The 23359-nt window shown below is 47.0% G+C and carries 17 protein-coding genes; 9 read left to right on the top strand and 8 right to left on the bottom strand.

Features of this window, described 5'->3' with window-relative positions:
- Positions 1-13: 13 nt before the first annotated feature.
- Positions 14-2458 carry a type I DNA topoisomerase gene (gene topA, locus Q369_RS0111890; RefSeq protein ID WP_031528031.1) on the bottom strand — a complete coding sequence of 815 codons (2445 nt, stop codon included), beginning with the start codon at positions 2456-2458 and terminating at the stop codon, positions 14-16.
- 328 nt (positions 2459-2786) lie between these two features.
- Between topA and Q369_RS0111885 the strand changes: the two genes are divergently transcribed.
- Together Q369_RS0111885 and Q369_RS0111880 are read left to right on the top strand one after the other, a co-directional pair.
- Positions 2787-5558 (top strand): bifunctional aconitate hydratase 2/2-methylisocitrate dehydratase, encoded by a 2772-nt coding sequence (locus tag Q369_RS0111885; protein ID WP_031528030.1) that lies wholly within the window; start codon positions 2787-2789, stop codon positions 5556-5558.
- A gap of 55 nt (positions 5559-5613) precedes the next feature.
- Positions 5614-7881 carry an aconitate hydratase gene (locus Q369_RS0111880; protein ID WP_031528029.1) on the top strand — a complete coding sequence of 756 codons (2268 nt, stop codon included), beginning with the start codon at positions 5614-5616 and terminating at the stop codon, positions 7879-7881.
- A 194-nt stretch (positions 7882-8075) separates the two neighbouring features.
- Here Q369_RS0111880 and lspA read toward each other — a convergent pair whose 3' ends face one another.
- Together lspA and Q369_RS0111870 are read right to left on the bottom strand one after the other, a co-directional pair.
- Positions 8076-8588 (bottom strand): signal peptidase II, encoded by a 513-nt coding sequence (lspA, locus tag Q369_RS0111875; RefSeq protein ID WP_031528028.1) that lies wholly within the window; start codon positions 8586-8588, stop codon positions 8076-8078.
- A complete protein-coding gene (locus tag Q369_RS0111870; protein ID WP_374754350.1) occupies positions 8588-9277 on the bottom strand; it encodes a 3-keto-disaccharide hydrolase in 690 nt (229 codons plus the stop codon). The genes lspA and Q369_RS0111870 overlap by 1 nt, the downstream gene beginning before the upstream one ends.
- A gap of 139 nt (positions 9278-9416) precedes the next feature.
- On the opposite strand from Q369_RS0111870, the gene Q369_RS0111865 reads away from it, so the two are divergent.
- The gene (locus tag Q369_RS0111865) at positions 9417-11237 is read left to right on the top strand and encodes a M61 family metallopeptidase (RefSeq protein ID WP_031528026.1); all 1821 of its coding nucleotides are present in this window, start codon (positions 9417-9419) and stop codon (positions 11235-11237) included.
- Here the strand turns inward: Q369_RS0111865 and Q369_RS0111860 are convergent, their stop codons facing one another.
- Together Q369_RS0111860 and Q369_RS0111855 are read right to left on the bottom strand one after the other, a co-directional pair.
- A complete protein-coding gene (locus Q369_RS0111860) occupies positions 11238-12008 on the bottom strand; it encodes a TIGR03915 family putative DNA repair protein (RefSeq protein ID WP_031528025.1) in 771 nt (256 codons plus the stop codon).
- Entirely contained in the window at positions 12008-13264 is a 1257-nt protein-coding gene (locus tag Q369_RS0111855) for a putative DNA modification/repair radical SAM protein (protein WP_031528024.1), read from the bottom strand. The genes Q369_RS0111860 and Q369_RS0111855 overlap by 1 nt, the downstream gene beginning before the upstream one ends.
- A gap of 140 nt (positions 13265-13404) precedes the next feature.
- Between Q369_RS0111855 and Q369_RS0111850 the strand changes: the two genes are divergently transcribed.
- Positions 13405-14148: a thioredoxin family protein gene (locus Q369_RS0111850; protein ID WP_084165725.1), complete on the top strand. Its 744-nt coding sequence runs from the start codon at positions 13405-13407 to the stop codon at positions 14146-14148.
- Here the strand turns inward: Q369_RS0111850 and Q369_RS0111845 are convergent, their stop codons facing one another.
- Entirely contained in the window at positions 14149-14949 is an 801-nt protein-coding gene (locus tag Q369_RS0111845; protein ID WP_031528022.1) for a GNAT family N-acetyltransferase, read from the bottom strand.
- Between the two features lie 143 nt (positions 14950-15092).
- Here Q369_RS0111845 and Q369_RS0111840 point away from each other — a divergent pair, with 143 nt between their 5' ends.
- The gene (locus tag Q369_RS0111840; protein WP_031528021.1) at positions 15093-15932 is read left to right on the top strand and encodes a sulfurtransferase; all 840 of its coding nucleotides are present in this window, start codon (positions 15093-15095) and stop codon (positions 15930-15932) included.
- 40 nt (positions 15933-15972) lie between these two features.
- On the opposite strand, the gene Q369_RS0111835 is transcribed toward Q369_RS0111840, so the two are convergent.
- Entirely contained in the window at positions 15973-16848 is an 876-nt protein-coding gene (locus Q369_RS0111835) for a c-type cytochrome (protein ID WP_031528020.1), read from the bottom strand.
- A 190-nt stretch (positions 16849-17038) separates the two neighbouring features.
- On the opposite strand from Q369_RS0111835, the gene Q369_RS0111830 reads away from it, so the two are divergent.
- Genes Q369_RS0111830 through Q369_RS0111820 form a run of 3 tightly spaced genes read left to right on the top strand, consistent with a single transcriptional unit; the run spans position 17039 to position 18898 of the window.
- Positions 17039-18046, top strand: a complete 1008-nt coding sequence (locus tag Q369_RS0111830; protein WP_031528019.1) for a helix-turn-helix transcriptional regulator — start codon at positions 17039-17041, stop codon at positions 18044-18046.
- 2 nt (positions 18047-18048) lie between these two features.
- Positions 18049-18570 (top strand): YceI family protein, encoded by a 522-nt coding sequence (locus Q369_RS0111825; protein ID WP_031528018.1) that lies wholly within the window; start codon positions 18049-18051, stop codon positions 18568-18570.
- A 52-nt stretch (positions 18571-18622) separates the two neighbouring features.
- Positions 18623-18898, top strand: a complete 276-nt coding sequence (locus tag Q369_RS0111820) for a hypothetical protein (RefSeq protein WP_031528017.1) — start codon at positions 18623-18625, stop codon at positions 18896-18898.
- Here Q369_RS0111820 and Q369_RS0111815 read toward each other — a convergent pair.
- Positions 18895-19158 (bottom strand): hypothetical protein, encoded by a 264-nt coding sequence (locus Q369_RS0111815; RefSeq protein WP_031528016.1) that lies wholly within the window; start codon positions 19156-19158, stop codon positions 18895-18897. The genes Q369_RS0111820 and Q369_RS0111815 overlap by 4 nt on opposite strands.
- A 170-nt stretch (positions 19159-19328) precedes the next feature.
- Between Q369_RS0111815 and Q369_RS0111810 the strand changes: the two genes are divergently transcribed.
- Positions 19329-23348: an FG-GAP-like repeat-containing protein gene (locus Q369_RS0111810; protein WP_035333341.1), complete on the top strand. Its 4020-nt coding sequence runs from the start codon at positions 19329-19331 to the stop codon at positions 23346-23348.
- Positions 23349-23359: the final 11 nt, after the last annotated feature.

Here is a 23359-nt window from a genome sequence, read left to right as displayed (position 1 = left end):
AGCTCAAATGCTTTTACGAAGCCTTCTTGGCTGCCTTCTTCGCCGCAGGCTTTTTCTCAGCCGTTTTCTTTGCTGCCGGCTTCTTTTCTGCTGCCGGCTTCTTTTCAGCTGCGGGCTTTTTCTCTGCTGCCGTTTTCGGTGCTGCCTTTTTAAATCCTCTTCCGGCTGGCTTGTCAGGTGTTTCGGCCGCCAGCTTCACAATCTCTTCATAGGTCAATGCGGCCGGGTCTGTTCCTTTCGGGATCTTCACATTCTTTTTGCCAAATGCGATATACGGGCCGTATTTTCCATTGAGTACTTTGCAGTCCGGGTCTTCCGTGAATTCCTTGATCGTGCGGCTGCTATCCTGCAAGCGTTTCTGAACGATGATCTCAACCAATCTGTCTTCCGTCACCGCCATCGGATCGTCTGTTTTCAGCAATGAATAGTATTTACCATCATGCTTCACGTAAGGACCAAATTTCCCGATGTTAACAACCAGCTCTTTGTCCTCATACAATCCAACAGTACGAGGCAGTTTGAACAGTTCGAAGGCTTCGTCCAGCGTAATGGTTTCCATCAGCTGTCCCTTTTGCAGACTTGCGAACTTTGGCTTTTCCTCGTCTTCTACATCACCGATCTGCACGTAAGGACCGTATTTACCGATGCGTACAGATACCTTCTTACCTGTCGCAGGATCTTCACCCAGGTCACGCGAAGTCAGGCTTTTATCGATAGCTTCTTCCCGTGCTTCTGCTACTTTTTTCTGAAATGGCGTGTAAAAGTTCTTGATCATCTGCCGCCAGGCGAGCTGCCCCTCGGCGATATGGTCAAAATCCTTTTCCACGTTTGCAGTGAAAGAATAGTCGATAATGTCCTGGAAATGACTAACCAGGAAATCGTTTACGACCATTCCCGTGCTGGTCGGGAAAAGCTTGGCTTTTTCTGAACCGTATATCTCCTTATTTACCTTGCTTTTGATCTCATTATTGGCAAGTGTAAATTCCTTGAACTCTCTCTCAGTACCCGGTCTGTCTTCTTTTACAATGTACTCTCTCTTCAAAATAGTCGAGATAGTAGGTGCGTAGGTGGACGGGCGACCAATGCCCATTTCTTCCAGTTTTTTAACAAGGCTCGCTTCGGTGTATCTCGGCGGGTTGCGCGTAAAACGCTCAGTCGCCTTCATATCGGCCAGATTCAGTTTTTGTCCGATGTTCAACGGAGGCAGCATTCCCTTTTGTTCCTCATCACCTTCCTCATCGCTGGATTCCATATATACTTTCAGGAAACCTTCGAATTTGATCACCTCACCCTGCGCCACCAGCTCTTCGGAGGTACTTGAAATGCCGATCGTCGCAGTAGTACGTTCCAGTTGCGCGTCCGACATCTGCGATGCGATTGCGCGTTTCCAGATCAGCTCATAAAGTCGCTGCTCATTGCGGTCGCTGCTTGCCGACAAGGTTGAAAAGTCGGTCGGCCGGATTGCTTCGTGCGCTTCCTGTGCTGATTCTGATTTGGTCTTGAATATCCTTTTATTATAGTACTCCTGTCCGTATTCCTTCGTGATCTGCTGACGCGCTTTTTCCAAAGCTTCTTCCGACAAGTTGGTGGAGTCGGTACGCATGTAGGAGATCTTACCAGCTTCGTACAGGCGCTGTGCGACTGTCATCGTCTGTGCTACTGAAAAGCTAAGCTTTCTTGAAGCTTCCTGTTGTAGTGTAGAAGTAGTGAATGGGGGAGCAGGTGTTTTTTTAGCTGGTTTTACTTCAAGGTTTTTGATCGAGAACTCTGCGCCAATGCACCTTTCCAGGAATTTGACAGCTTCGTCTTCTGTGGAAAAGCTTTTGGGGAGTTCTGCATTCAGCACTTTGCCATTACCCAGGTCAAAATGTGCAGTTACCTTGTAGCTGTTCTTTGTTCTAAATGCATCTATTTCACGTTCTCTTTCAACAATAATCCGCACCGCGACAGACTGTACGCGGCCCGCTGAAAGGTTAGATTTCCCTATTCTTATTTTCTTCCAAAGTACCGGTGAAAGCTCATATCCAACCAGCCGGTCGAGTATCCTTCTTGCCTGTTGTGCATCAACCAGGTCGGCGTCAATCACACGTGGTTTTGCGATAGCATTTTGTAGTGCAGACTTGGTGATCTCCCTGAACACGATACGTTTAGTGTCATCAGGCAGGCCGAGTGCTTCTTTTAAATGCCATGAAATAGCTTCTCCTTCGCGGTCATCATCCGTCGCCAGCCACACTTCTGCGCCTTTTGCCAGTTTTTTCAACTCGGAAATGACTTTGACTTTGTCCGACGAAATCTCGTAAGATGGTTGAAATTCATGCTCAACATCCACGCCCATATCATGTTCGGGAAGGTCGCGGACGTGTCCGAAACTGGACTTGACCGTGAAATCCTGCCCTAAATAACTTTCAATGGTTTTGGCCTTCGCCGGTGACTCTACGATCACCAGATTTTTCGACATAGTTTTGGATTTAAGGAATCTGGTAGCACTTTGAACGTCCAAATATAGGGTACAATCAAACAAAAAATCAAAGTTGCCGGAAAAGGAGGGGCAAAATATAAGGGTAGGAGCGGGGCAATCCTGTCACATGATTTAAATAACGAATGAATTAGAGCGGTAGTAAGAACAAAAAGAAATGGAGCTGGGTTATTCATATATACCGGTAGTATATAATAATGCTAAATAGTGGCGAAAATCGCCAGATGGCCCTGCGTATATTGGGTAAATTCGTACTTTCGCCCGTTTTATTGAGAATATGTACTGCCTTTAACATTGAAAAGATTTCATCATGAATATCTATCAGGATTACATTAAAGAGATTGAAGAAAGAAAAACCCTGGGGCTTCATCCGAAGCCGATTGATGGCGCAGAATTATTGGGAGAGATCATTGCCCAAATCAAGGATTCAGAAAACGAGTACCGCGCCGATTCACTTAAATTTTTTATCTACAATACATTACCGGGAACGACAAGTGCAGCTGGTGCGAAAGCCAGGTTCCTGAAAGAGATCATTCTCGGAGAATCGATCGTAGCAGAGATATCACCTGCTTTTGCATTTGAGCTGCTCTCGCACATGAAAGGCGGGCCTTCCATTGGCGTGTTACTGGATCTTGCATTGGGTAATGATCTGTTTATCGCGAAACAAGCCGCTGAGGTTCTTAAAACGCAGGTTTACCTCTACGATGCAGATACAGACCGTTTGAAAGAAGCCTTTAAAAATGGCAATGAGATTGCAAGAGAAATCCTAGAAAGCTACGCGCGGGCTGAGTTTTTTACAAAACTGCCGGAGGTACCCGAAGAGATCAAGATAGTAACATTTATAGCTGGTGAGGGTGACATTTCAACCGATTTGCTCTCTCCCGGAAACCAGGCGCATTCCCGGTCAGACCGCGAGCTGCACGGCCAATGCATGATTACGCCGCAGGCTCAGCGTGAGATCAAAGCTTTGCAGGCCGAACATCCTGATAAAAGCGTGATGCTGATCGCCGAAAAAGGTACAATGGGCGTGGGTTCGTCCAGGATGTCGGGTGTAAACAACGTCGCGCTTTGGACTGGTAAGCAGGCGAGTCCGTATGTTCCTTTTGTAAACATCGCGCCGATCGTAGGTGGTACAAATGGTATCTCCCCGATTTTCCTTACCACGGTAGACGTTACCGGCGGTATCGGTATTGATCTGAAAAACTGGGTCAAAAAGGTGGACGAGAATGGCAACGTAGTTCGCAATGAGAATGGCGATCCCATTCTTGAAGAGGTCTACTCAGTTGCAACCGGCACTGTTTTGACCATTAATACAAAAACAAAAAAGCTGTACAACGGCGATCAGGAATTAATCGACATTTCCAAAGCACTTACGCCGCAGAAAAAGGAATTCATACGCGCCGGAGGATCATACGCCATTGTTTTTGGTAAAAAGATCCAGACGGTAGCAGCTAAGATATTGGGAATTGAACCGACTCCGGTATTCGCTCCATCAAAGGAGATCTCGAATGAAGGACAAGGTTTGACAGCTGTTGAAAAGATATTCAACAGAAATGCGGTCGGTACTACTCCGGGTAAGGTTTTACACGCGGGATCAGACGTTCGTGTGGAAGTTAATATCGTGGGATCGCAGGATACTACGGGCTTGATGACGGCGCAGGAGCTTGAATCAATGGCGGCGACAACGATTTCCCCGATTGTGGATGGTGCCTACCAGTCAGGCTGTCACACTGCTTCGGTATGGGATAAGAAAGCGCAGGCTAATATTCCCAAGCTGATGAAGTTTATGAATGATTTCGGCCTGATTACTGCACGCGACCCGAAAGGCGAATATCACTCGATGACTGACGTGATCCATAAAGTATTGAACGACATTACCGTCGACGAATGGGCGATCATCATCGGTGGGGACTCCCACACAAGGATGTCAAAAGGTGTTGCATTCGGCGCTGACTCAGGAACTGTTGCGATTGCATTGGCTACCGGCGAAGTATCAATGCCAATCCCCGAATCTGTTAAAGTTACATTCAAGGGTGAAATGAAGGACCACATGGATTTCCGTGATGTTGTTCATGCCACACAAGCCCAGATGCTTCAAAAGTTTGGCGGTGAAAACGTGTTCCAGGGCCGGATAATCGAAGTGCACCTGGGTACATTGCCGGCTGATCAGGCATTTACTTTTACAGACTGGACTGCGGAAATGAAAGCGAAAGCTTCTATCTGTATCTCGGAGGATGATACTTTGATCGAATCACTGGAAATCGCGAAAAACCGGATCCAGATCATGATCGATAAAGGAATGGAGAACCATAAGCAGGTTTTGCAGGGATTGATCAACAAAGCGGATAAGCGCATTGCGGAGATCAAGTCAGGTGAGAAACCAGCGCTGGTACCGGACGCGAATGCAAAATATTACGCAGAAGTGGAGATCGACCTCGACGCGATCGTTGAACCAATGATTGCAGATCCCGATGTCAATAATAAGGATGTATCGAAAAGATACACCCACGACACGATCCGTCCGATCTCTTTCTATGGAGAAAACAAAAAAGTTGATCTCGGATTTGTCGGTTCCTGCATGGTCCATAAAGGCGATTTGAAAATTGTTTCTCAAATGCTTAAAAACTTGGAGGAGCAAAAAGGGAAGGTTGAGTTCCATGCACCGCTTGTGGTGGCAGCACCTACCTATAATATTATTGAGGAATTGAAAAAAGAAGGAGACTGGGATGTATTGCAGAAATACTCCGGCTTCGAATTTGACGACAATGCGCCGAAAGTAGCCGCGCGTACCGAATATGAGAATATGATGTACCTGGAACGTCCGGGCTGCAACCTTTGCATGGGTAACCAGGAAAAAGCTGCGAAAGGCGACACCGTGATGGCAACGTCGACGCGTCTGTTCCAGGGAAGGGTTGTTGAAGATTCGGAGCGTAAGAAAGGAGAGTCCCTGCTTGCATCCACTCCGGTAGTTGTGCTATCTGCGATCCTGGGCCGGATCCCGAACATGGATGAATATAAGGCCGCAGTAGTGGGTATTGACCTCACCAAATTCGCGCCTCCGGTGAAGCAGTTGAGCAGATAACATTTGTGGTACAATTGTTGAGAACTGTGCATGTATAAGCAATAATATAAGAGATATGGCATTTGACTTAGATATGATTAAGGGCGTCTACGCCCGCATGGAAGAAAGAGTAGAAGCTGCCCGTAAAGTTGTAGGGCGGCCTTTAACCTTGGCAGAGAAGATTTTGTACTCTCATTTGTGGGAGGGAACGCCTTCTCAGAGTTACGAGCGGGGAAAATCTTATGTAGATTTTGCTCCCGATCGCGTAGCAATGCAGGACGCAACTGCCCAAATGGCCCTTTTACAATTTATGCAGGCCGGGAGGCCCCAGGTTGCGGTCCCTTCTACCGTGCATTGCGATCACCTGATCCAGGCGGAAGTAGGCGCTACACAGGATTTGAAGAATGCAGTTGACAAGAATAAAGAGGTATACGATTTCCTTTCATCTGTTTCCAATAAATACGGATTAGGTTTCTGGCGCGCTGGCGCGGGTATTATCCACCAGGTTGTGCTTGAAAACTATGCATTCCCGGGCGGTATGATGATCGGTACAGACTCCCACACACCTAATGCAGGTGGATTGGGAATGATCGCGATCGGTGTCGGCGGTGCTGATGCTTCTGACGTGATGTCGGGACTTGCATGGGAATTGAAAATGCCACGATTGATCGGAGTTAAGCTGACCGGAAAACTGAGCGGCTGGACAGCAGCGAAAGACGTAATCCTTTGGGTTGCGGGCCAGCTGACGGTAAAAGGTGGTACCGGATACGTGGTGGAATATTTCGGAGAAGGCGCAGAAAGCATTTCTGCGACTGGTAAAGCGACAATCTGTAATATGGGTGCTGAAATTGGCGCTACTACTTCAATTTTCGCTTATGACAGAAGAAGTGCTGCTTACCTGAGAGCTACCGAGAGAGCGGATGTTGCTGATGCTGCGGATGCAGTTCAACAGCATTTGCGTTCTGATGATGATGTTTATGCAAATCCCGCTGCTTACTACGATCAGCTGATAGAGCTTGACCTTTCTACGCTGGAACCGCATATCAATGGACCATTTACGCCTGATTTGGCGTGGCCGCTTTCTAAATTCGCAACTGCGGTGAAGGAAAATGGCTGGCCTGAGGTTCTTTCAGTTGGACTGATCGGATCCTGCACCAACTCTTCTTACGAAGATGTGAGCCGCGCAGCTTCACTTGCGCAACAGGCTGTCGACAAGAAGCTGAAAGTAAGTTCCGAATATACCATTACACCAGGTTCTGAGCTGGTTCGCTATACGGTGGATCGCGATGGTTACCTGGATACATTCGCGCAGATCGGCGGTGTGGTTCTTGCAAACGCCTGCGGACCTTGTATTGGACAATGGGCGCGCCACGGTGCTGAAAAAGGGGAGAAAAACTCGATCATCACCTCTTTCAACAGGAACTTCTCGAAGCGTGCCGATGGGAACCCCAATACACACTCTTTCGTAGCATCGCCTGAAATCGTAACTGCCATGTCGATCGCAGGTCGTCTTACATTTGACCCTCGTACCGATAAACTGGTAAATACAGATGGAGAAGAAGTAATGCTTGACGAACCGAGCGGACTGGAACTTCCATTAAGAGGATATGCAGTTGAAGATGCTGGTTATCAAGCACCCGCAGAGGACCCAAGCCAGGTACAAGTGCTGGTAAGTCCAACGTCTGACCGTTTGCAGTTACTCGCTCCGTTCCCTGAATGGGAAGGGACAGATCTGAAAGGATTGAAATTGCTGATTAAAGCGAAAGGTAAGTGTACAACTGACCATATTTCAATGGCGGGCCCCTGGTTGAAATACCGCGGTCACCTCGACAATATCTCAAATAACATGCTGATCGGTGCGGTTAACTATTTTAATGAGAAAACCAACACGGTTAAAAATCAGCTGAATAACCAATACAGCGAAGTACCCGCAGTTCAGCGTGACTATAAAGCGCACGGAATCGGAACGATTGTTGTTGGTGATGAGAACTATGGAGAAGGTTCATCCCGGGAGCACGCTGCAATGGAGCCGCGTTTCCTTGGCGTACGCGCGATTTTGACAAAATCATTTGCCCGTATCCACGAAACTAACCTTAAAAAACAAGGTATGCTCGCGTTAACTTTCGCGAACAATACGGATTACGACAAGATCCAGGAAGACGATACCATTGACATCCTGGGATTGGAAACGTTCGCAGAAGGTCAGCCACTGACAATCGTATTGCATCATAATGATGGTACCGCGGACGAATTCCCGGTGAACCACACTTACAACGAGCAACAGATCGAATGGTTTAAAGCAGGTTCTGCATTGAATATCATTCGTAAGTCGGTAGGGGCATAAGGGAGATTGTTCCAAAAAAGCGAAAAAGTCGCGCAGGTATCCTGCGCGACTTTTTCGCTTTTTTTACTTCGGCCGTCGGCTTTCGGCAATCGGCTTTTTGTGATTCTGCGTGATGCATATGTACTTCGAAAGCTAACAGCTAACAGCTAACAGCTAATCCCCAGAGCCGACAGCCGACAGCCGAAGTAAAAAAACTAGCCCCACATCCTCTCTTTCTGCCTGCTATACGATTGATATAAAAAGATAAACATCCCTGTCATAATGGAAACGTCCGCCATGTTGAATATCCCAGTTTGTACGAAGCCCAGGTTAATATGCATGAAATCTGTTACCGAACCGTGAATCATCCGGTCGTAGATATTGCCGATGCCGCCTCCGATCGCAAAGCTTAGTGCCAGCCCACTCAGCAGGGTCAGGTTTCTCTTTGTCAAAATGTAAAAGACGCCGAACAGTAATGCAATCAATGGAATTATCGAAAGCACGACCAGCTTGATAGCAGCCGGCAAGTTGCTCCCGATACTCAGGAATGCGCCCGAATTTTCTACATAGGTGATTACAAAATAGTCTTTGATTACGCGCCGCGTTTCGTAAAAACCCACATTCTTGCGGATCACTTGCTTAGAAATCTGGTCGCAGCCGATGTTGGCGATCAGAATCACTAAGATGATCGTATTTCTAAAAACCCTGTTCGTATTGAATCTCGACATTATTTTGACAATGTTTTAATGGGCGTGACCTTCACGTCCTTGAATTCAACCTCCGCACCTTCGGATTGCAGCGCGATCTGGCCTTTTTGTGCTGTGGCATTGAATCCATAATTCACCATTACCCCATTGAGCCACACCTTTATTGAATTTTTGACACATTCAATCCGCATTGTATTCCATTCTCCCAGTGGCTTTTCGGTTCCGTCGGTCAGGTTGGGAATGCGGCGGAGTTTATCACCATTCACGCCCCACTTCTCTTTTGGACCACGGCGCTTCTCCATGTCGGGAACGGTAATATCTTCCTGAATGCACCAAAAATCTCCTGCATTTTCATGCATCATCTGGATTTCAATGGATTTCGGGAACATATCGTACAAATCGCGCGGCTTTGATACAAATACCAGCGCGCCGCAGTTACCAGGCTTGCCTACAAAGCGGTATTGATAGGTGAAACGAAAATTTTCATACTGATCGTCTGTAATCAAATGTCCGCCCGGCGTTCCCAGGCTTACCAGGTTTCCATTCCTGATCAGAAAAGGCGATTTTACATTTGGGTTTTTATCCATCTCCGGAACGTCCACGTGCCATCCTTTCAGATCTTTTCCGTTAAACAATGCTTTGGACTGGCTATAACTGTTTTGTGAAATCAAAAAGGATAAGGCAAGAGCCGGCGCCAGCAGAATTTTCATCATTTCAGGATGTTTTTAGGTTTAATTAGAATTGAGATGGAAAAAATAACTAATTAAAATCTGAATGCATTCAGGAGATTGCAAAATATGGAAGTTATGGTATAAATTGAAGGTCTTTGTTAAAGCAACTTTCTGATCTATGAATAAAAAATTACTTTCTCTTCTGGCCTTGCAGGTCATCGCGTGGAATGCTTTTTCGCAAAAACTTTCTTATGATGTCTCATTCCCAAATCTGGTTCACCACGAAGCCAATATCAAGCTCAGCGTTTCGGATGTAGCCCAGAAAGAGCTGACTTTCAGAATGAGCAGGTCGTCGCCGGGCCGGTATGCCACCCACGAGTATGGGAAGAATGTATACGATGTGAAAGCAACTGATAAGTCCGGCAAAGCATTGCCAGTTCAGCGTATGGAAGGCGATGTTTACAAGGTTTCAGGAATCAGCGGCTTTGCCAGGGTGGAATATACCTTGTACGCCAATCATGCGGACGGAACTTACGCCGGACTGGATCCGTCAAGCGTGCACCTGAATATGCCGGCTACATTCATGTGGGTCAAAGAGCTGCAAAATGCACCTATTGAGGTCAGGTTCAATTTGCCTGAGACTTCCAAATGGACCATCGCAACCCAGTTATTAAAAGGTAAAGAGGCCAATACATTTACGGCACTGGGTCTGCAGTATTTCATGGATTCACCTACAAAGATTGGCAAGCTGATCTGGAAAGAATGGACGCTAGACAATGCAGGAGGCAAACAATCCAAGTTCAGACTGGCGCTCGAAGCCAATGCAAGTGACTCACTGGCAAGTAGTTTTGCCGATAAGGTGAAGAAGATAACGCAAGAGGCAAAGACCATTTTCGGTGAATTCCCCGTCTTCGATTCACCGGAATACACTTTTCTGGCCAGCATCAATCCCTATGTGAGAGGTGACGGAATGGAGCACCGGAACAGTACGATGATCAGCATTCCGGTGGCTTTCAACGGATCGGATAACCTGCTAGGCGTGTTTTCCCACGAGTTTTTCCATACCTGGAATGTAGAGCGAATCCGGCCAAAGACGCTGGAACCATTCAATTTCGAGAAGATTAATATGAGCTTCGAGCTCTGGTTTGCAGAGGGATTTACGCAATACTACGGCGATCTGATCCTTGCCCGCGCCGGTTTCGATCCATTGATTGATTATTGCCAGACACTTACTTTTCTGGTAAATACCAAGGAAAATACGGCAGGTGCAAAGCGGATTTCTCCCGTAGAAGCAAGCTGCATGGCCGTTTTTGTGGATGCAGGTGTAGCAGTTGACAAAACCAATTATCCGAACTTTTACACTTCCTATTATCCTTACGGCGCGTCCGTCGCACTGGCGCTTGATCTGGAGCTGCGGTACAAAGGATTGAACCTGGACGATTTTATGAAAATGGTATGGACCAAGCACGGGAAACCGGAGATACCTTACACAGTCTCGGATCTTGAAGCTGTGCTTGCCGCGTATTCAAAAGATCAGCGGTTTGCCGCAGACTTTTTCCGGAGGTATGTCAATGGACACGAATCATTTGACTATGCGCCGCTACTGGCGAAGGCGGGTTTGACGTTGAAAAAGCAGTCGGAAGGACTCGCGTGGATCGGCGATGTGCGTTATAAAGAAGGTACTGAACTCACGATTACCAATAACACCTTGATCGGATCGCCTATCTACGCCGCAGGTTTGGATATTGACGATCAAATTGTTAAAATAGAAGGAAAGACGATTGGCTCCCAAAATGAACTGAACAATATCCTTAAAGCACATAAGCCTGGCGACAAGCTCAACATAGAATACAAACATCGCGAAGAAACAAAGCTGACAGAAATTACGCTGGCTGAAAACCCGAGATTGCTTGTGGTTCTCAATGAAACAGTTGGCAAGCCGGTTACTCCCGAAATGCAGCAATTCAGAAGCGCCTGGCTAACCAGCAAGAACCGGTAGTTACGGCTGTTTTTCAGACAAATACTTCCAGTATCTTTTCGGCACGTGACGAATGTGGAGCTTCATATTCTTGCGTGCCGGAATGTTTACATTCTTGAAATAATCCTTCCAGAGAATTGTATAAAGCTCCTCTTTCTCATTTAGCAGCTGTGCCGGCAATGCATTCAAGCTCGGCGACATTTCTTCTTTGAAGTCAAACACAATTTCTTCCACTTTTTCAAGATCATAGAAAAGACCGTATTTTCTTTTCAGATCGTAAATAATCCATTTCTGATCCGCATACCTGTTTTTGAAATGGGTAATTAAAAGCGGGAGTACATTAAAGTCAGGCTCAATGTGCGAGTAGAAGATTTCGTCCGAGGTTTTCTGAAAGCGGATAAAAGCCTCCATCCGGTGTTTCTCACGATGTACTTTCCGCGCCCATTGCGAGACTGCCAGCACCGACGGATGCCCGTAATTTTCCTCTGCACCCTGCGGATTGTCAATGATATACCGGGCGAAAATCAGCAGATGCTGAAATGCGTCGGGCTGTTCAGAAAGAAAGGTTCTGTAAAAATTGAGCAGCCACTCTTTACCGAGCTTGTTACGCAAACCCGCCCACACCCGTCTTGCCTTATCCTCCTCGCTAATTACCGTAAAATGCTGCTGAAAAACGTCTGGATGGAAACTTTGTTCACTCACCAACTTTACATTCCCCGCTTTTTTCTGGTAACAATCAAAAACGGCAGTCAGCAAACCTTCCAGCGTACCGTCAAAAACGAAAGTATCCATTAAAAAAGGGAAAGCTGGTTATGCGCCGTTTTCTGGTACTTACTATGACTTTCGGATAAAATAATCCCTTTAATATGTCCTGCTTCGTAGTCGTTCAGCTGCATTGGACTATCGGCAAACCTTATAAAATGCTTCGCCTTGTTAAAGGATATTCCTATTTTTTTCAAGTGGTCACGGTAAAGCCGGCCAAACTTCCTGGCTTGTACGATCTTCAATGCAGATGTAACCCCAATACCCGGCACGCGCAGAATCATTTGGTAATCAGCCGTATTTACATCGACCGGAAACTGTTCCAAATGCCGCAATGCCCAGCTGAGCTTGGGATCAATGTCAACGTCCAGGTTTGGGTGGGCATCATTTACGATCTCCTGCACATTGAAACCATAAGATCGCATCAGCCAGTCCGCCTGATAAAGCCTGTTTTCACGAATTAATGGAGGTTGTGAGCCGATAACGGGCAATCGACTGTCATTGCTGATCGGAATGTAGCCGGAATAGTAAACCCGTTTCAGCGAAAAATTCTTGTAAAATGCATTGGCAGTGTGCATAATCTCCTTGTCTGTATCCGGCGTAGCGCCAATCACAATCTGCGTGCTCTGCCCGGCGGGCACAAACTTCGGTACACTCTTAATCAGCGCTTTTTCGTCTGAGAATTGTGCTATACTTTTCTGAATGTAACCTAGCGGCTTCTTCACTTCTTCATGCGATTTCTCAGGTGCCAGGATTTTCAGCCCGGTTTCAGTAGGCATTTCTAGATTAATGCTCATCCGGTCTGCATACATTCCTGCTTCCCTCAACAACTCTTCGCTCGCTCCGGGAATCGTTTTCAAGTGAATATATCCATTAAACCGCTCCTCTGTCCTCAACTTTTTGACAATGCGGACCAGCCTTTCCATTGTATATTCCGCATTTTTAAAAATGCCCGAACTCAGGAAAAGTCCCTCAATGTAATTTCTGCGGTAGAAGTTAATTGTAAGCTCAACGACTTCCTCGACAGTGAATGCAGCGCGTTTTATATCATTGCTCCGCCGGGAAACACAGAAAGCACAATCGAAAATGCAATGGTTTGTCAACAGTATTTTGAGCAAAGAAACACAGCGGCCGTCTTCAGTGTAAGTGTGACAAATCCCACTTCCCTCTGCATCGCCCAGGCCTTTGTTTTCATTCTTCCTGTTACTACCACTCGATGAACAGGATACATCATATTTTGCAGCATCTGCCAAAATTCCCAGCTTCTCTCGGATCCTCTCGTACATAAATTCAGTCAATAATTTATTCTAATCTAAAATATTGAGGTGGGTTCGGCAGTTATAAGAACAGTATAAATATCGGAATTGTTTCTGATAATATCAAAGTTTTGATACTGATTAAATCAAGTAATACAAGAACGTTCTTCATGTTCGGCAAAGCTCCTTTTACATTTACACTCTTTTTTTCTTTATTAGTTGGAGGTTTAAGCCACGCGCAGGAACCCAAAGTCACGCGTTACAACGGTAAGGTAAGCCAGCAATTCGTGATGAACCGCGAGACGGTGATTATCGACCACGCGACGGGTAAGCGCATCTCCTACGCAGAGTACGATGAGAAGCTGAAAAGAAATCCGGGAATGTATAAAACACTCCCGATCTTTGATAAATATGGAAAACCTTCTTCTTTCGAGCTGATCAAGAAAAGCCAGATTTATGTGCAGGAAGATGGTTCGGTGATGAACAATCCTGACCTGATGCCCGAGGTAGGAGAGCCCATTTCCCCATTCATTATGAGGGGCTTGGATGGTAAAGAGTATAATTCCGAAAAGCTGCGGGGAAAGTATATTCTGCTCGGTTTTTGGGTCAAATATGAAAAGCCGCTTTACTCCCTGGCAGCAACGAAAGTGATCTCTGATTTCGTTGACGAGAATAAAAAGAAAGGAATTGACATTGTATCACTAGGTACCACGCTGAATACTGAGGAAGAATGTATTCAGGCGATCCCGAAACGAAACTGCGGCTTCGTTCCGGTACCTGACTCTTTTGGATTTAATCACCGCTACAAGATCAGTGAGACGCCATATTTCATCCTTGTTGATAAAAAAGGCATTATCCGTGCCATGGCGCCGCACACTGAATTCTCAAAGATCAGCGATCTGGTTCTGAGATAATCAGCCCAGCTGCCCGCTGATCCGGTTAAAGATCTTATCTGCTTTCCATTCACGCGCTTTGCCCAGGTACATTCTTCTTGAAAACCGGTATTGCGTATAATTATGTTGTTCCAGTGTCTTTATCCCCAATAGATTGTCTTCCGGCAGCATTGATTTTTCCTCTGTTTGAAAACGCATTTTCATCAGTTCAATGCCTGCTTCGTTATCCAATGCAATAATCGGGCTGTCGCCCCAACCGGGAATATAGTAGCCAAGTACGCGGCCGTTGTCAACGTACACCATTGCTGAATGCAGGAAGTCACTGATAATACCCGATCTGTCTTCTTTACTTACCTCACGGTCGACGTGGAATAGCTGGTGGCTGAACTCGCTGGTGAATGGAATTATATTTTCGGATATATTTTCAATGGGAGAGTCGCCTTCACGTACAAAGTGCCCGTAACAGGTTTCCAGCGTAAATCCCAGTTTTGTGTAAACCGGATATCCGTACTCCGTGGCGTCGAGGTAAATGGTGGTGAAACGTTTTTGGTCTACCAATTTGATCAGCGTTTGCGTGATCAGCTTCCCTAACCCTTTATTCCGGTGGTTCGGGTGAACGATAATGCACGCAAGCCAAACCGAATCGAAGTGACGCATGGTTGTACCAATCGCCACAATTTCATTGTTTTCCGTGATTTTCAATGGGGAACAATGTGGAGAGTCAACAAAATAATGGAACCGTGGACCAAGATCGCCCCAGTCAGGTGGCTGCAAATCCGGCAGCTGAGGGAGGTCTGCCAGCAAGAAATCAGAAATTGTCATTTTGCAAATTAGTCGCTTGATTTGGCAAACATCTTTAAAAATCTGTTTCGAATGCAAAAAACAAGCTCAGTTTTTCTTTAACGGCGCTTTTAGACTTTTTTGAATAAAATCCACTTTATTTACTGAGCTTAAAAGAATCTGTTATGAACATCATAAAAGCTGACGATTTAAAATCGATGCTATCGAAAGAGGCAGTGACCCTGATCGATGCCAGGGGAGGAGCCGATGCTCCCGAAAGGTACCAGGCCGAACATCTTGTAAATGCATTGCTTATCAATCTGGAAACGGACTTGTCGGAAAAAAGCGAAGATGCTGCGCGAGGAGGGAGGCACCCGCTGCCGGAGCCCGGCCAATTTGCCGCTTTGCTTGGCAGACTGGGCATTTCGCATGAGCATACTGTGGTTATTTATGATGATAAGAATGGCGCAAATGCCGCTGCGCGCCTTTGGTGGATGCTCAAAGCCGCAGGGCACAAGGAAGTTTATGTAGTAAGCGGCGGTCTGAATGCACTGAAAACGGCAGGGCTGCCTATGACCAGCGAAGTGCCGGCACAGCCGGAAGCGACAAGTTACCCATTGGAAGAATGGCAGCTACCAACGGTAGATATAGATTATATATCGGAGATTTCGACGGATCCGTCTTTCATGGTGATCGATGTACGGGAACATTACAGGTATATTGGTGAGAGTGAGCCCATTGACCTGGTTGCAGGGCACATTCCCGGCGCAGTTAACATTCCGTATACGAGCAATCTGAACGAAAACGGAGAGTTCAAACCGGTAGAAGAACTCGCTGCTAAATACGCAGAAGCGCTCGGTAACCGTCGCCCAGAGCAGGTGGTAGTACATTGTGGTTCAGGCGTAACTGCGTGCCACACCTTATTGGCCCTGGCAGAAGCAGGATTAGAAGGTGCCGCGCTCTACGTAGGTTCGTGGAGCGAATGGTCGCGAAATGATAAGCCAATTGCATTTGGTAATAATTGACAAAACGCCGGACAAATCAATCTTTGTCCGGCGTTTTCTTTTAAATGGAGCGGAGGTACTTATAAAGTGACGCCAGCTCAGTCTGTGTATACTGTGCAGTCATTTTCCAGGGCATATCTTCGTTTTTCAAAACATGCCCTTCCGGCGTTTTGCCTGTTGTGAGCGTCGTAATAAACTGCTTATCAGACCATCTGCCGACATTTCCGGCACTGGTAATGTCGGGGACCGGCGGAAACCCAGGCGCCAACGGTTCCCCGCCTTTCATATCAGGCCGGTGGCAGCCTGAGCAGGAAACAGCCAGGTACTTACCCAATGCAATGCCCTCGACAGAGTCCACTCGCACGACCATCGGCTTCTGATGATCGATCTTCTCAACCGACAACAGCGGCATTTTCCCCATAAAGCTCATCACCAGCGCAACCGGGCCCAGTGCATTCTCCGGTAAAGATCTGTTCACAGGAGGTACCTGATCACAATAGGCAATCAGCGCAGACATATCTTCCTCCGAAAGCAACGTTGTTTCGTGTGAAGGCATGAAAATGAGCGGCTTCCCGTCTTGGCCTACACCGTGCCGCAGCGCAGTGAACCAATCGGCCTCGCTATAATCGTGTCGCAAACCGCCCGCCCCTTTCGTGAGATTGCTGGCCACCAGCTGTCCGAGAGGAGCATCATCGTTCATGACCTTACCTCCTAAATCGGCCCCGTGACAATCCTGGCAGCCTTTGATCGCAACCAAATGCCGGCCACGTGCGAGGGCCACGCTATCAGTCGGAATGCGGAGCGGTTCATCTTTGAAGTGGTAAGTCTGCTCAATCCGGTTATTCATACTTACCGCGATATAGGTATACACGCTGGCTAGTAGGAACAGGATTACACCCATTGAAATCCCAACCCATTTCAGAATTCTTAAAGTCATGGCTTTGCTAATTAGTTTTCGGCAAAGATCCATTGCTAAGTGGTTGAGAGGGCTACGCAAAGCGGATTCAGAACTACGCAAAACGGATTTTTACTCGATCCGTTTAGTAACTTTTGAAATACCTCTTCACGTAAAAAAATAGATTTGCAGGCAAATAGTCATGAAATGCAGCATTGTAAATCTCACCGATATGGTAATCAATTCCTACGATATCTTCGAACTGAACAACTTTCCAAAGCCACAGTCGGTAGAGCGTACCTCTGCAGCTGGTGATTCAAATCACTTTATCAATTGCTACTACCCCCGCGTAGGCGCATTGCAATTCAGGAGCGACTTGTTCCCGCATATGCATTTGATGGACATTCGGTGGTCAAGCGAAGAGCTGGTAGAGTTAGCTGATAAGGCATCTTCTGACACCATCAACATCAATTTTCACCTGTCAGGCAATCTGGATACGCGTTTTTCAGGAATCAAAAGGGAGCTCAATATGCGTCCGGGCAAGCATAATCTGGTTTACGCCCCGGAAGGCGGGTTGACAAACAGGATAGCGCCCAAATCTTCGCTGAGAATGTTCCACCTGAGTATCGAAAAGGACTTCTTCATTCATTCCATCGGCTGTGATGATTATTGGAGTGAAAAAATCCAGGATAATCTGAGGCATACCAGAGCGTTTGCAGCAGTGGAAGGGACGCGCGATATTACCCCACGCATGATGGATCTGATCAGTGATGTTTGCGATTCCCATGTTCGCACTCCCATGCGCGGGCTGTTGATCCAATCCAAATTATTAGAAGTACTTGCAATGCAGATCGGGCAATTTCGTGGGCCGGCCAGTCAGAGCAACGGTTTGCGCATGGATGAGATTGACAAATTGCAAACACTGAAACAATACCTGGACAGCCACTTTCTAAGTGAGTTGTCGCTTTCTCAGCTGAGCCGGATTTGTTTGCTGAATGAATTTAAGCTGAAAAAGGGCTTTAAAGAGATGTTCGGCGATACGGTATTCGGGTATTTGCGTAAGCTGAGAATGGAGTACGCTGAGAGGTTATTGCTGGATTCGGGATATAGTGTGGAGGAAGTTGCGGCGAAGCTGGGATACGAGCACGCACACCATTTCTCTACAGCATTCAAAAAATACAAAGGAGTAAGCCCTTCAGGCTTACAGCTGAAAAAAGTGTCAAATGCAATCTATTATTAAAAATGAAAAACATAAGTGTGCTGCTGATACTGCTGGCGTTTTGCTCATTCACTTTTCTGATCTTCAAAGACTGGCAAATCGCGGAGGGATATACGATCAGGTTTGATGGAAAATACGCGCGCGGTAAGTTCAATCAACTTTCCGGCCACATTAGTTTCGATCCGGCAAGTCCCGAAAGTGCGAAGTTTGACGTGACTGTGGATGTAAACTCCATAGACACAGGAATTGAGTTGAAAAATAAGCACGCAAAAAGCGAAAAGTGGTTTGACGCGGAGCAGTTTCCTACGATCAGGTTCGCTTCCGAAAAAGTTTTTGCAACCGACAGCGGATATGTAGTTGAAGGCGACCTGACAGTCCGCGGAATCGTCAAACGTATTGCTATCCCATTCATTTTCAAGTCTGAGCAGCCTGGCTTCTACGGGACTTTCAAGGTAAACCGGGGAGATTTCGGGATAGGAAAGGTAAATGGAAAAGAATCAGACTCAACAATTGTGGAAGTTTCTGTACCTGTAATACCACGGTGACTTAGATTGGTACGATATTTTCCTCAGCAGTTTAAAGCATAACTTACAAGCCATGAAAAATATTGAGTGTCATTACAAAGATGGATCGCTGGTTTTCAGCACAACAAAATCATACTCTTACGCCACTGCGCACGAAGTGCTTGACGCATTTAACCTGGTGGGATTAAATTCCAGAATTCGCTTAAAATCAGGCGAATCTTTCAACGTAATCGGTCGGCTGCCAGTCAACTATGATCCATTTGCGGTAAACCACGGCAACTGGAACGAGGTAGTTTCTACGTTGATGCACACAAAGCGCGAGTTGGAAAACCGGGTACAGTCTCTCTAATTTTCATCTAGCTCCTTCAGCTGTTTCAACAGCTCGGTCAAATCGCTCTCGGCAGATCTTAATGCCTTCAAATCAGCGGATTCCACGGCATTTTCTGCCGGGTCGTCAAAATTTTTAGACTCCTCCATAACATCCGGGTTCTCCCGGTTATCAGAAGAAATATCCCTTTCATATCTCAGATTATTTGCCTCGAATTCGATTTGCTGTCTTTTGGACAAGATTTTTTCTTCCAGGTCTCTTCTGTTAAGCGGTTCGTTCATTTTTTTGCTTTTGTTTTAAATTCTGGTGGAAAAAACCAGACCAATGGGTAGAAGCACCTTCTGCTCATTGTGTACTTGCCTTTTGGTAATCGCTTTTGGCTGTTGTTGTAACGGTGATAAGATTTGATCAACCTAATGTGGTTTTCTGATCTTAAAAAACCGTCCGTACCATGAAACACAGCTACAAAATTTACCTGCTTGTAATGGCAGGAGTATCGCTATTTGCAGGGTTGTCTCTCCCGATGGTGAAAAGTCTGCAATCCTCCGAAAAGACAATCTCCTTCGAAAAACCAAAGTCCCCGGATATACCCGCTGCCGCATTGGGCAGCATCCAGGAAAGCCTTTCCAGGCGCGAGTACCACATCAGCTATGATGCCAAAAAAGATGTTTATCAAAGTCCGAACCGGCAGCATAACCTTCGCGCTTATTATGAGCCAGGCATGCTGACAGTTTGCAACAGGAAAGATTCTGTTGACCATAATTTCAGGTTCAGGATGATCAACAAGGGAATATTTGTTGATCATAAATTGATAAGAACAGAAGAACAAAGTCCGAGGTTTGTGCTTGAAGAAAATAGGGCTGAAATCAGGTATGACGCTGTTGTTGAGCAGTATGTAAACAGCGAGGCGGGTATCAGGCAAAACTTTATCATCGGCAAACCGGCGGAAGGAAGTGAGCAGCTGGAAGTGAAGCTTGCCGTAGAAGGTGCAGCCTTGAGAGACCTTGGAAACAACGAGCTGGAGTTATCGCCGAAAGGCGCATCATGGAGTATTTTAACCTACAAAGACCTTAAATGCTGGGATGCAGATGGGAATATGCTCGCGGCCGGAATGTCCGGTGAGAATGAGCTTATCACGATTTCGGTGGATGTAAAAGGCGCCACATTCCCCGTGACGATCGACCCGATCATAGCCAATGGTAACCCGGCCAATGCTATCCTTGTCCCGGAGGTAAACCAGGCACACGCGTGGCTGGGCGGTTCTGTTGCCAGCGCAGGTGATGTAAATGGCGACGGGTACAGTGACGTGATCGTGGCCGCCTCCAAGTATGATAATGGCCAGGTGGACGAAGGTGCTGCGTGGGTGTACTACGGAAGCGCCGGCGGACTGAACCTGGGTAATCCGGTGATGCTGCAAGGCGACCAGGCTGGGGCGCGGTTCGGGTGTTTTGTGTCTACTGCCGGCGATATTAACAAGGATGGTTATAGTGACATTATGGTAGGCTCGCACATGTACGACAAAGGGCAGACCAATGAAGGCGCTGTGTTTGTGTACCATGGTTCTGCGGCTGGGATCAGCACGACTGCTACGCTGGTACTGGAAGGTAACCAGGCCGAGGCTAATTTTGGTAACGCAATGGGCCTTGCCGGTGACGTAAATGGGGATGGGTACAGCGATGTTGTAATCGGCGCGCGGGCTTACGATAGCGGGCAGTTAAATGAAGGTGTAGCATTTGTGTACCACGGTTCGGCCCAGGGGTTGACTGCCAATAATCCTGTCAAAATAGAAGGTAACCAGGCCGAATCCATGTTTGGCTTTACAGCAACCGGAGCAGGGGATGTGAATGGCGATGGTTACAGTGACATCATGATAGGTGCCAGGCTTTTTGACAAGGGCCAGGTAGATGAAGGCGCCGTTTTCATCTATCACGGCTCCGCATTGGGTATCAATGCCAATGCACCAGCTGTTACACTTGAAAGTAACCAGGTGAGCTCCGGGTTTGGCAATGCCATAGCGACTGCCGGTGATGTGAATGGCGATGGTTACAGCGACATCGTTGTCGGCGCTAACATGTACGACAAGGGGCAGACCAATGAAGGAGCGGTGTTTGTACACCACGGCTCAGCCCAGGGGATTAATCCGGCGGCAAGCCTTACCCTGGAATCAAACCAGGCCGAAGCGCAGTTTGGCAGCTCGGCAGCCAGTGCAGGTGATGTGAATGGCGACGGGTACGCAGATGTGATTGTCGGGGCAAACTACTATGATAAAGGCCATTCAAACGAAGGTGCGGCTTTCGTATATCATGGGAGCAACACAGGGCTGGGTGCTAATCCGGTATCCACGCTTGAAAGCAATAAGACCAATGCACAATTCGGCAGCGGGGCAGCCAGCGCCGGGGATATCAACGGGGATGGTTACAGTGACGTGATCGTCGGCGCGATAGCTTACGATAACGGGCATGATGATGAAGGGGCGGTGTTTGTGTGGCTGGGAGGGGTTGGTGAGATTAGCATGGTAACAAGTTCATCAATAGGTATTGCGCAAGAAAATTCGAGAATGGCATATTCCGTGGCTGGGGCGGGTGATTTGAACGGAGATGGATACTCTGATATTTTGGTCGGGGCCACCGAATATGATGGTGGGCAAACTGATGAAGGGGCCGTTTTCGTTTGTTATGGATCGCCCACTGGAATAGGGAACATGCCTGATGTTAAGCTAGAGTGTGATCAAGCGTTTGCGGATTTTGGTATTTCAGTTAGTTCGGCTGGTGATGTTAATGGAGATGGTTTTGACGATATAATTGTCGGAGCAGAACTATATGACTCTGGACAAAATAATGAGGGAGCGGCATTTGTGTATTACGGTTCTGCGCAAGGATTGAATCCCACTAGTACTATTTTGGAATGTGATGTACCTAACGCATGGATGGGAGTAGCAGTATCCAGCGCTGGTGATGTTAACAATGATGGATTTGGCGATGTTATTATCGGTGCTCCGACGTTTTCTAACGTAGAGAGTAATGAGGGGGCTGTTATTCTTTATTTAGGCTCTTCCAATGGAGTGTTGAAGAATTCAAAGAAAGTGTTCGAGAGCAACAAAATAAATTCATTCTTTGGCTTCTCACTATCTTCTGGCGACGTCAATGGAGACGGATATTCTGATGTACTATGTGGTGCGCCCAAATATTTTAACGGGCAAATTGATGAAGGTGCTTTCTTTGTTTCATACGGCTCTTCCACTGGTTTACAAAGCAACTTTATAAAGTTTGAGGTGAATCAGGCGAACGCAAGTTTCGGGCATTCCGTAAGTTGCGTAGGCGATGTTAATGGGGATGGGTTTAATGATGTTGCAGTTGGTGCGCCATATTACAGTAACGGACAGAATTATGAAGGCGTGGTTTTTCTGTATAATGGATCGACACAGGGCCTTAATGCGCAGGGCACTCTGCTTGAACAAAATCAACCTCAATCAGAATTTGGGTTGACAGTCGCCGGCGCGGGCGATATAAATGCTGATGGATATGCGGACATCATCATTGGAAACCCGTCTTACTTTAGCGGTCAAGCCTGGACAGGTGCAGCTCACGTGTATTTTGGTTCAAAAGGTGGATTAGCGACAAGCATAAAATTGCTTGCAAATAATGGCGTTCAGAACTCCGCATTTGGTACGTCAGTGTCTGGTGCAGGTGACGTAAATGCCGACGGTTACAGTGACATTATTGCTGGTGATCCTTATTTTGGAAGCGGCGCAGCATTCGTGTGCTATGGTAATAGCGGATATTGTGAGCGGAACAACCTCCGCCTCTACAACACCGATCTCACAACACCAATCAACCAAACTCAATTTGCTCAGAATAATTTTGGCGCAGGGTTGTATTCCAAGTCATTTTTGGGCGGGAATAGGGGCAAGCTGGTTTGGGAGACGAAGGCTGCGGGGCAGGGATTTTCCAAGGGTGCTAACAATGTGATCACCAACAGCACACAGTCCTCTGGTTCGCAGAATGTGTACGCGAGTCTTGGACTGCTGGGCACAGAGCTCAAAAATGTAATCACCAAACAAGGGAATGCGACAAAGGTGCGGGTGCGGGTAAAGTATGATCCCGCGCTGGCACTTACCGGGCAGACGTATGGGCCTTGGCGTTACCTGTCTTCTCATCTTGGTGGAGGAGGCGTTTCGCCAGTGCCTGAGGAGGAAGTCAGTCCAATGGCGGAGACGATCAGGCGGAAAGTCGCGGCAAGTGGGTCTGTGCTGGTGTATCCTAATCCGGCTTCTGATGCAATTAGCATTGACCTGAAAGATAGCGGCACTATCACGCAGGTCAGGGTGCTTACGTCCGATGGGAAGCTTGTTTTGCAAAGTGGATCACAGCGTGATGTGGATGTGAGTAAGCTCGCTCCGGGAAAGTACATTGTGCTGGTTGGGAAAGCGGATGGAAGCCATAGTTCGCACAGCATTCTGATTTCAAGATGAACAAAAACGGA

This window comes from Dyadobacter crusticola DSM 16708 (genome assembly GCF_000701505.1).
GTDB lineage: Bacteria > Bacteroidota > Bacteroidia > Cytophagales > Spirosomataceae > Dyadobacter > Dyadobacter crusticola.
The sequence above is the reverse complement of the archived record's forward strand: the minus strand, read 5'-3'. Positions and strand labels throughout refer to the sequence as shown.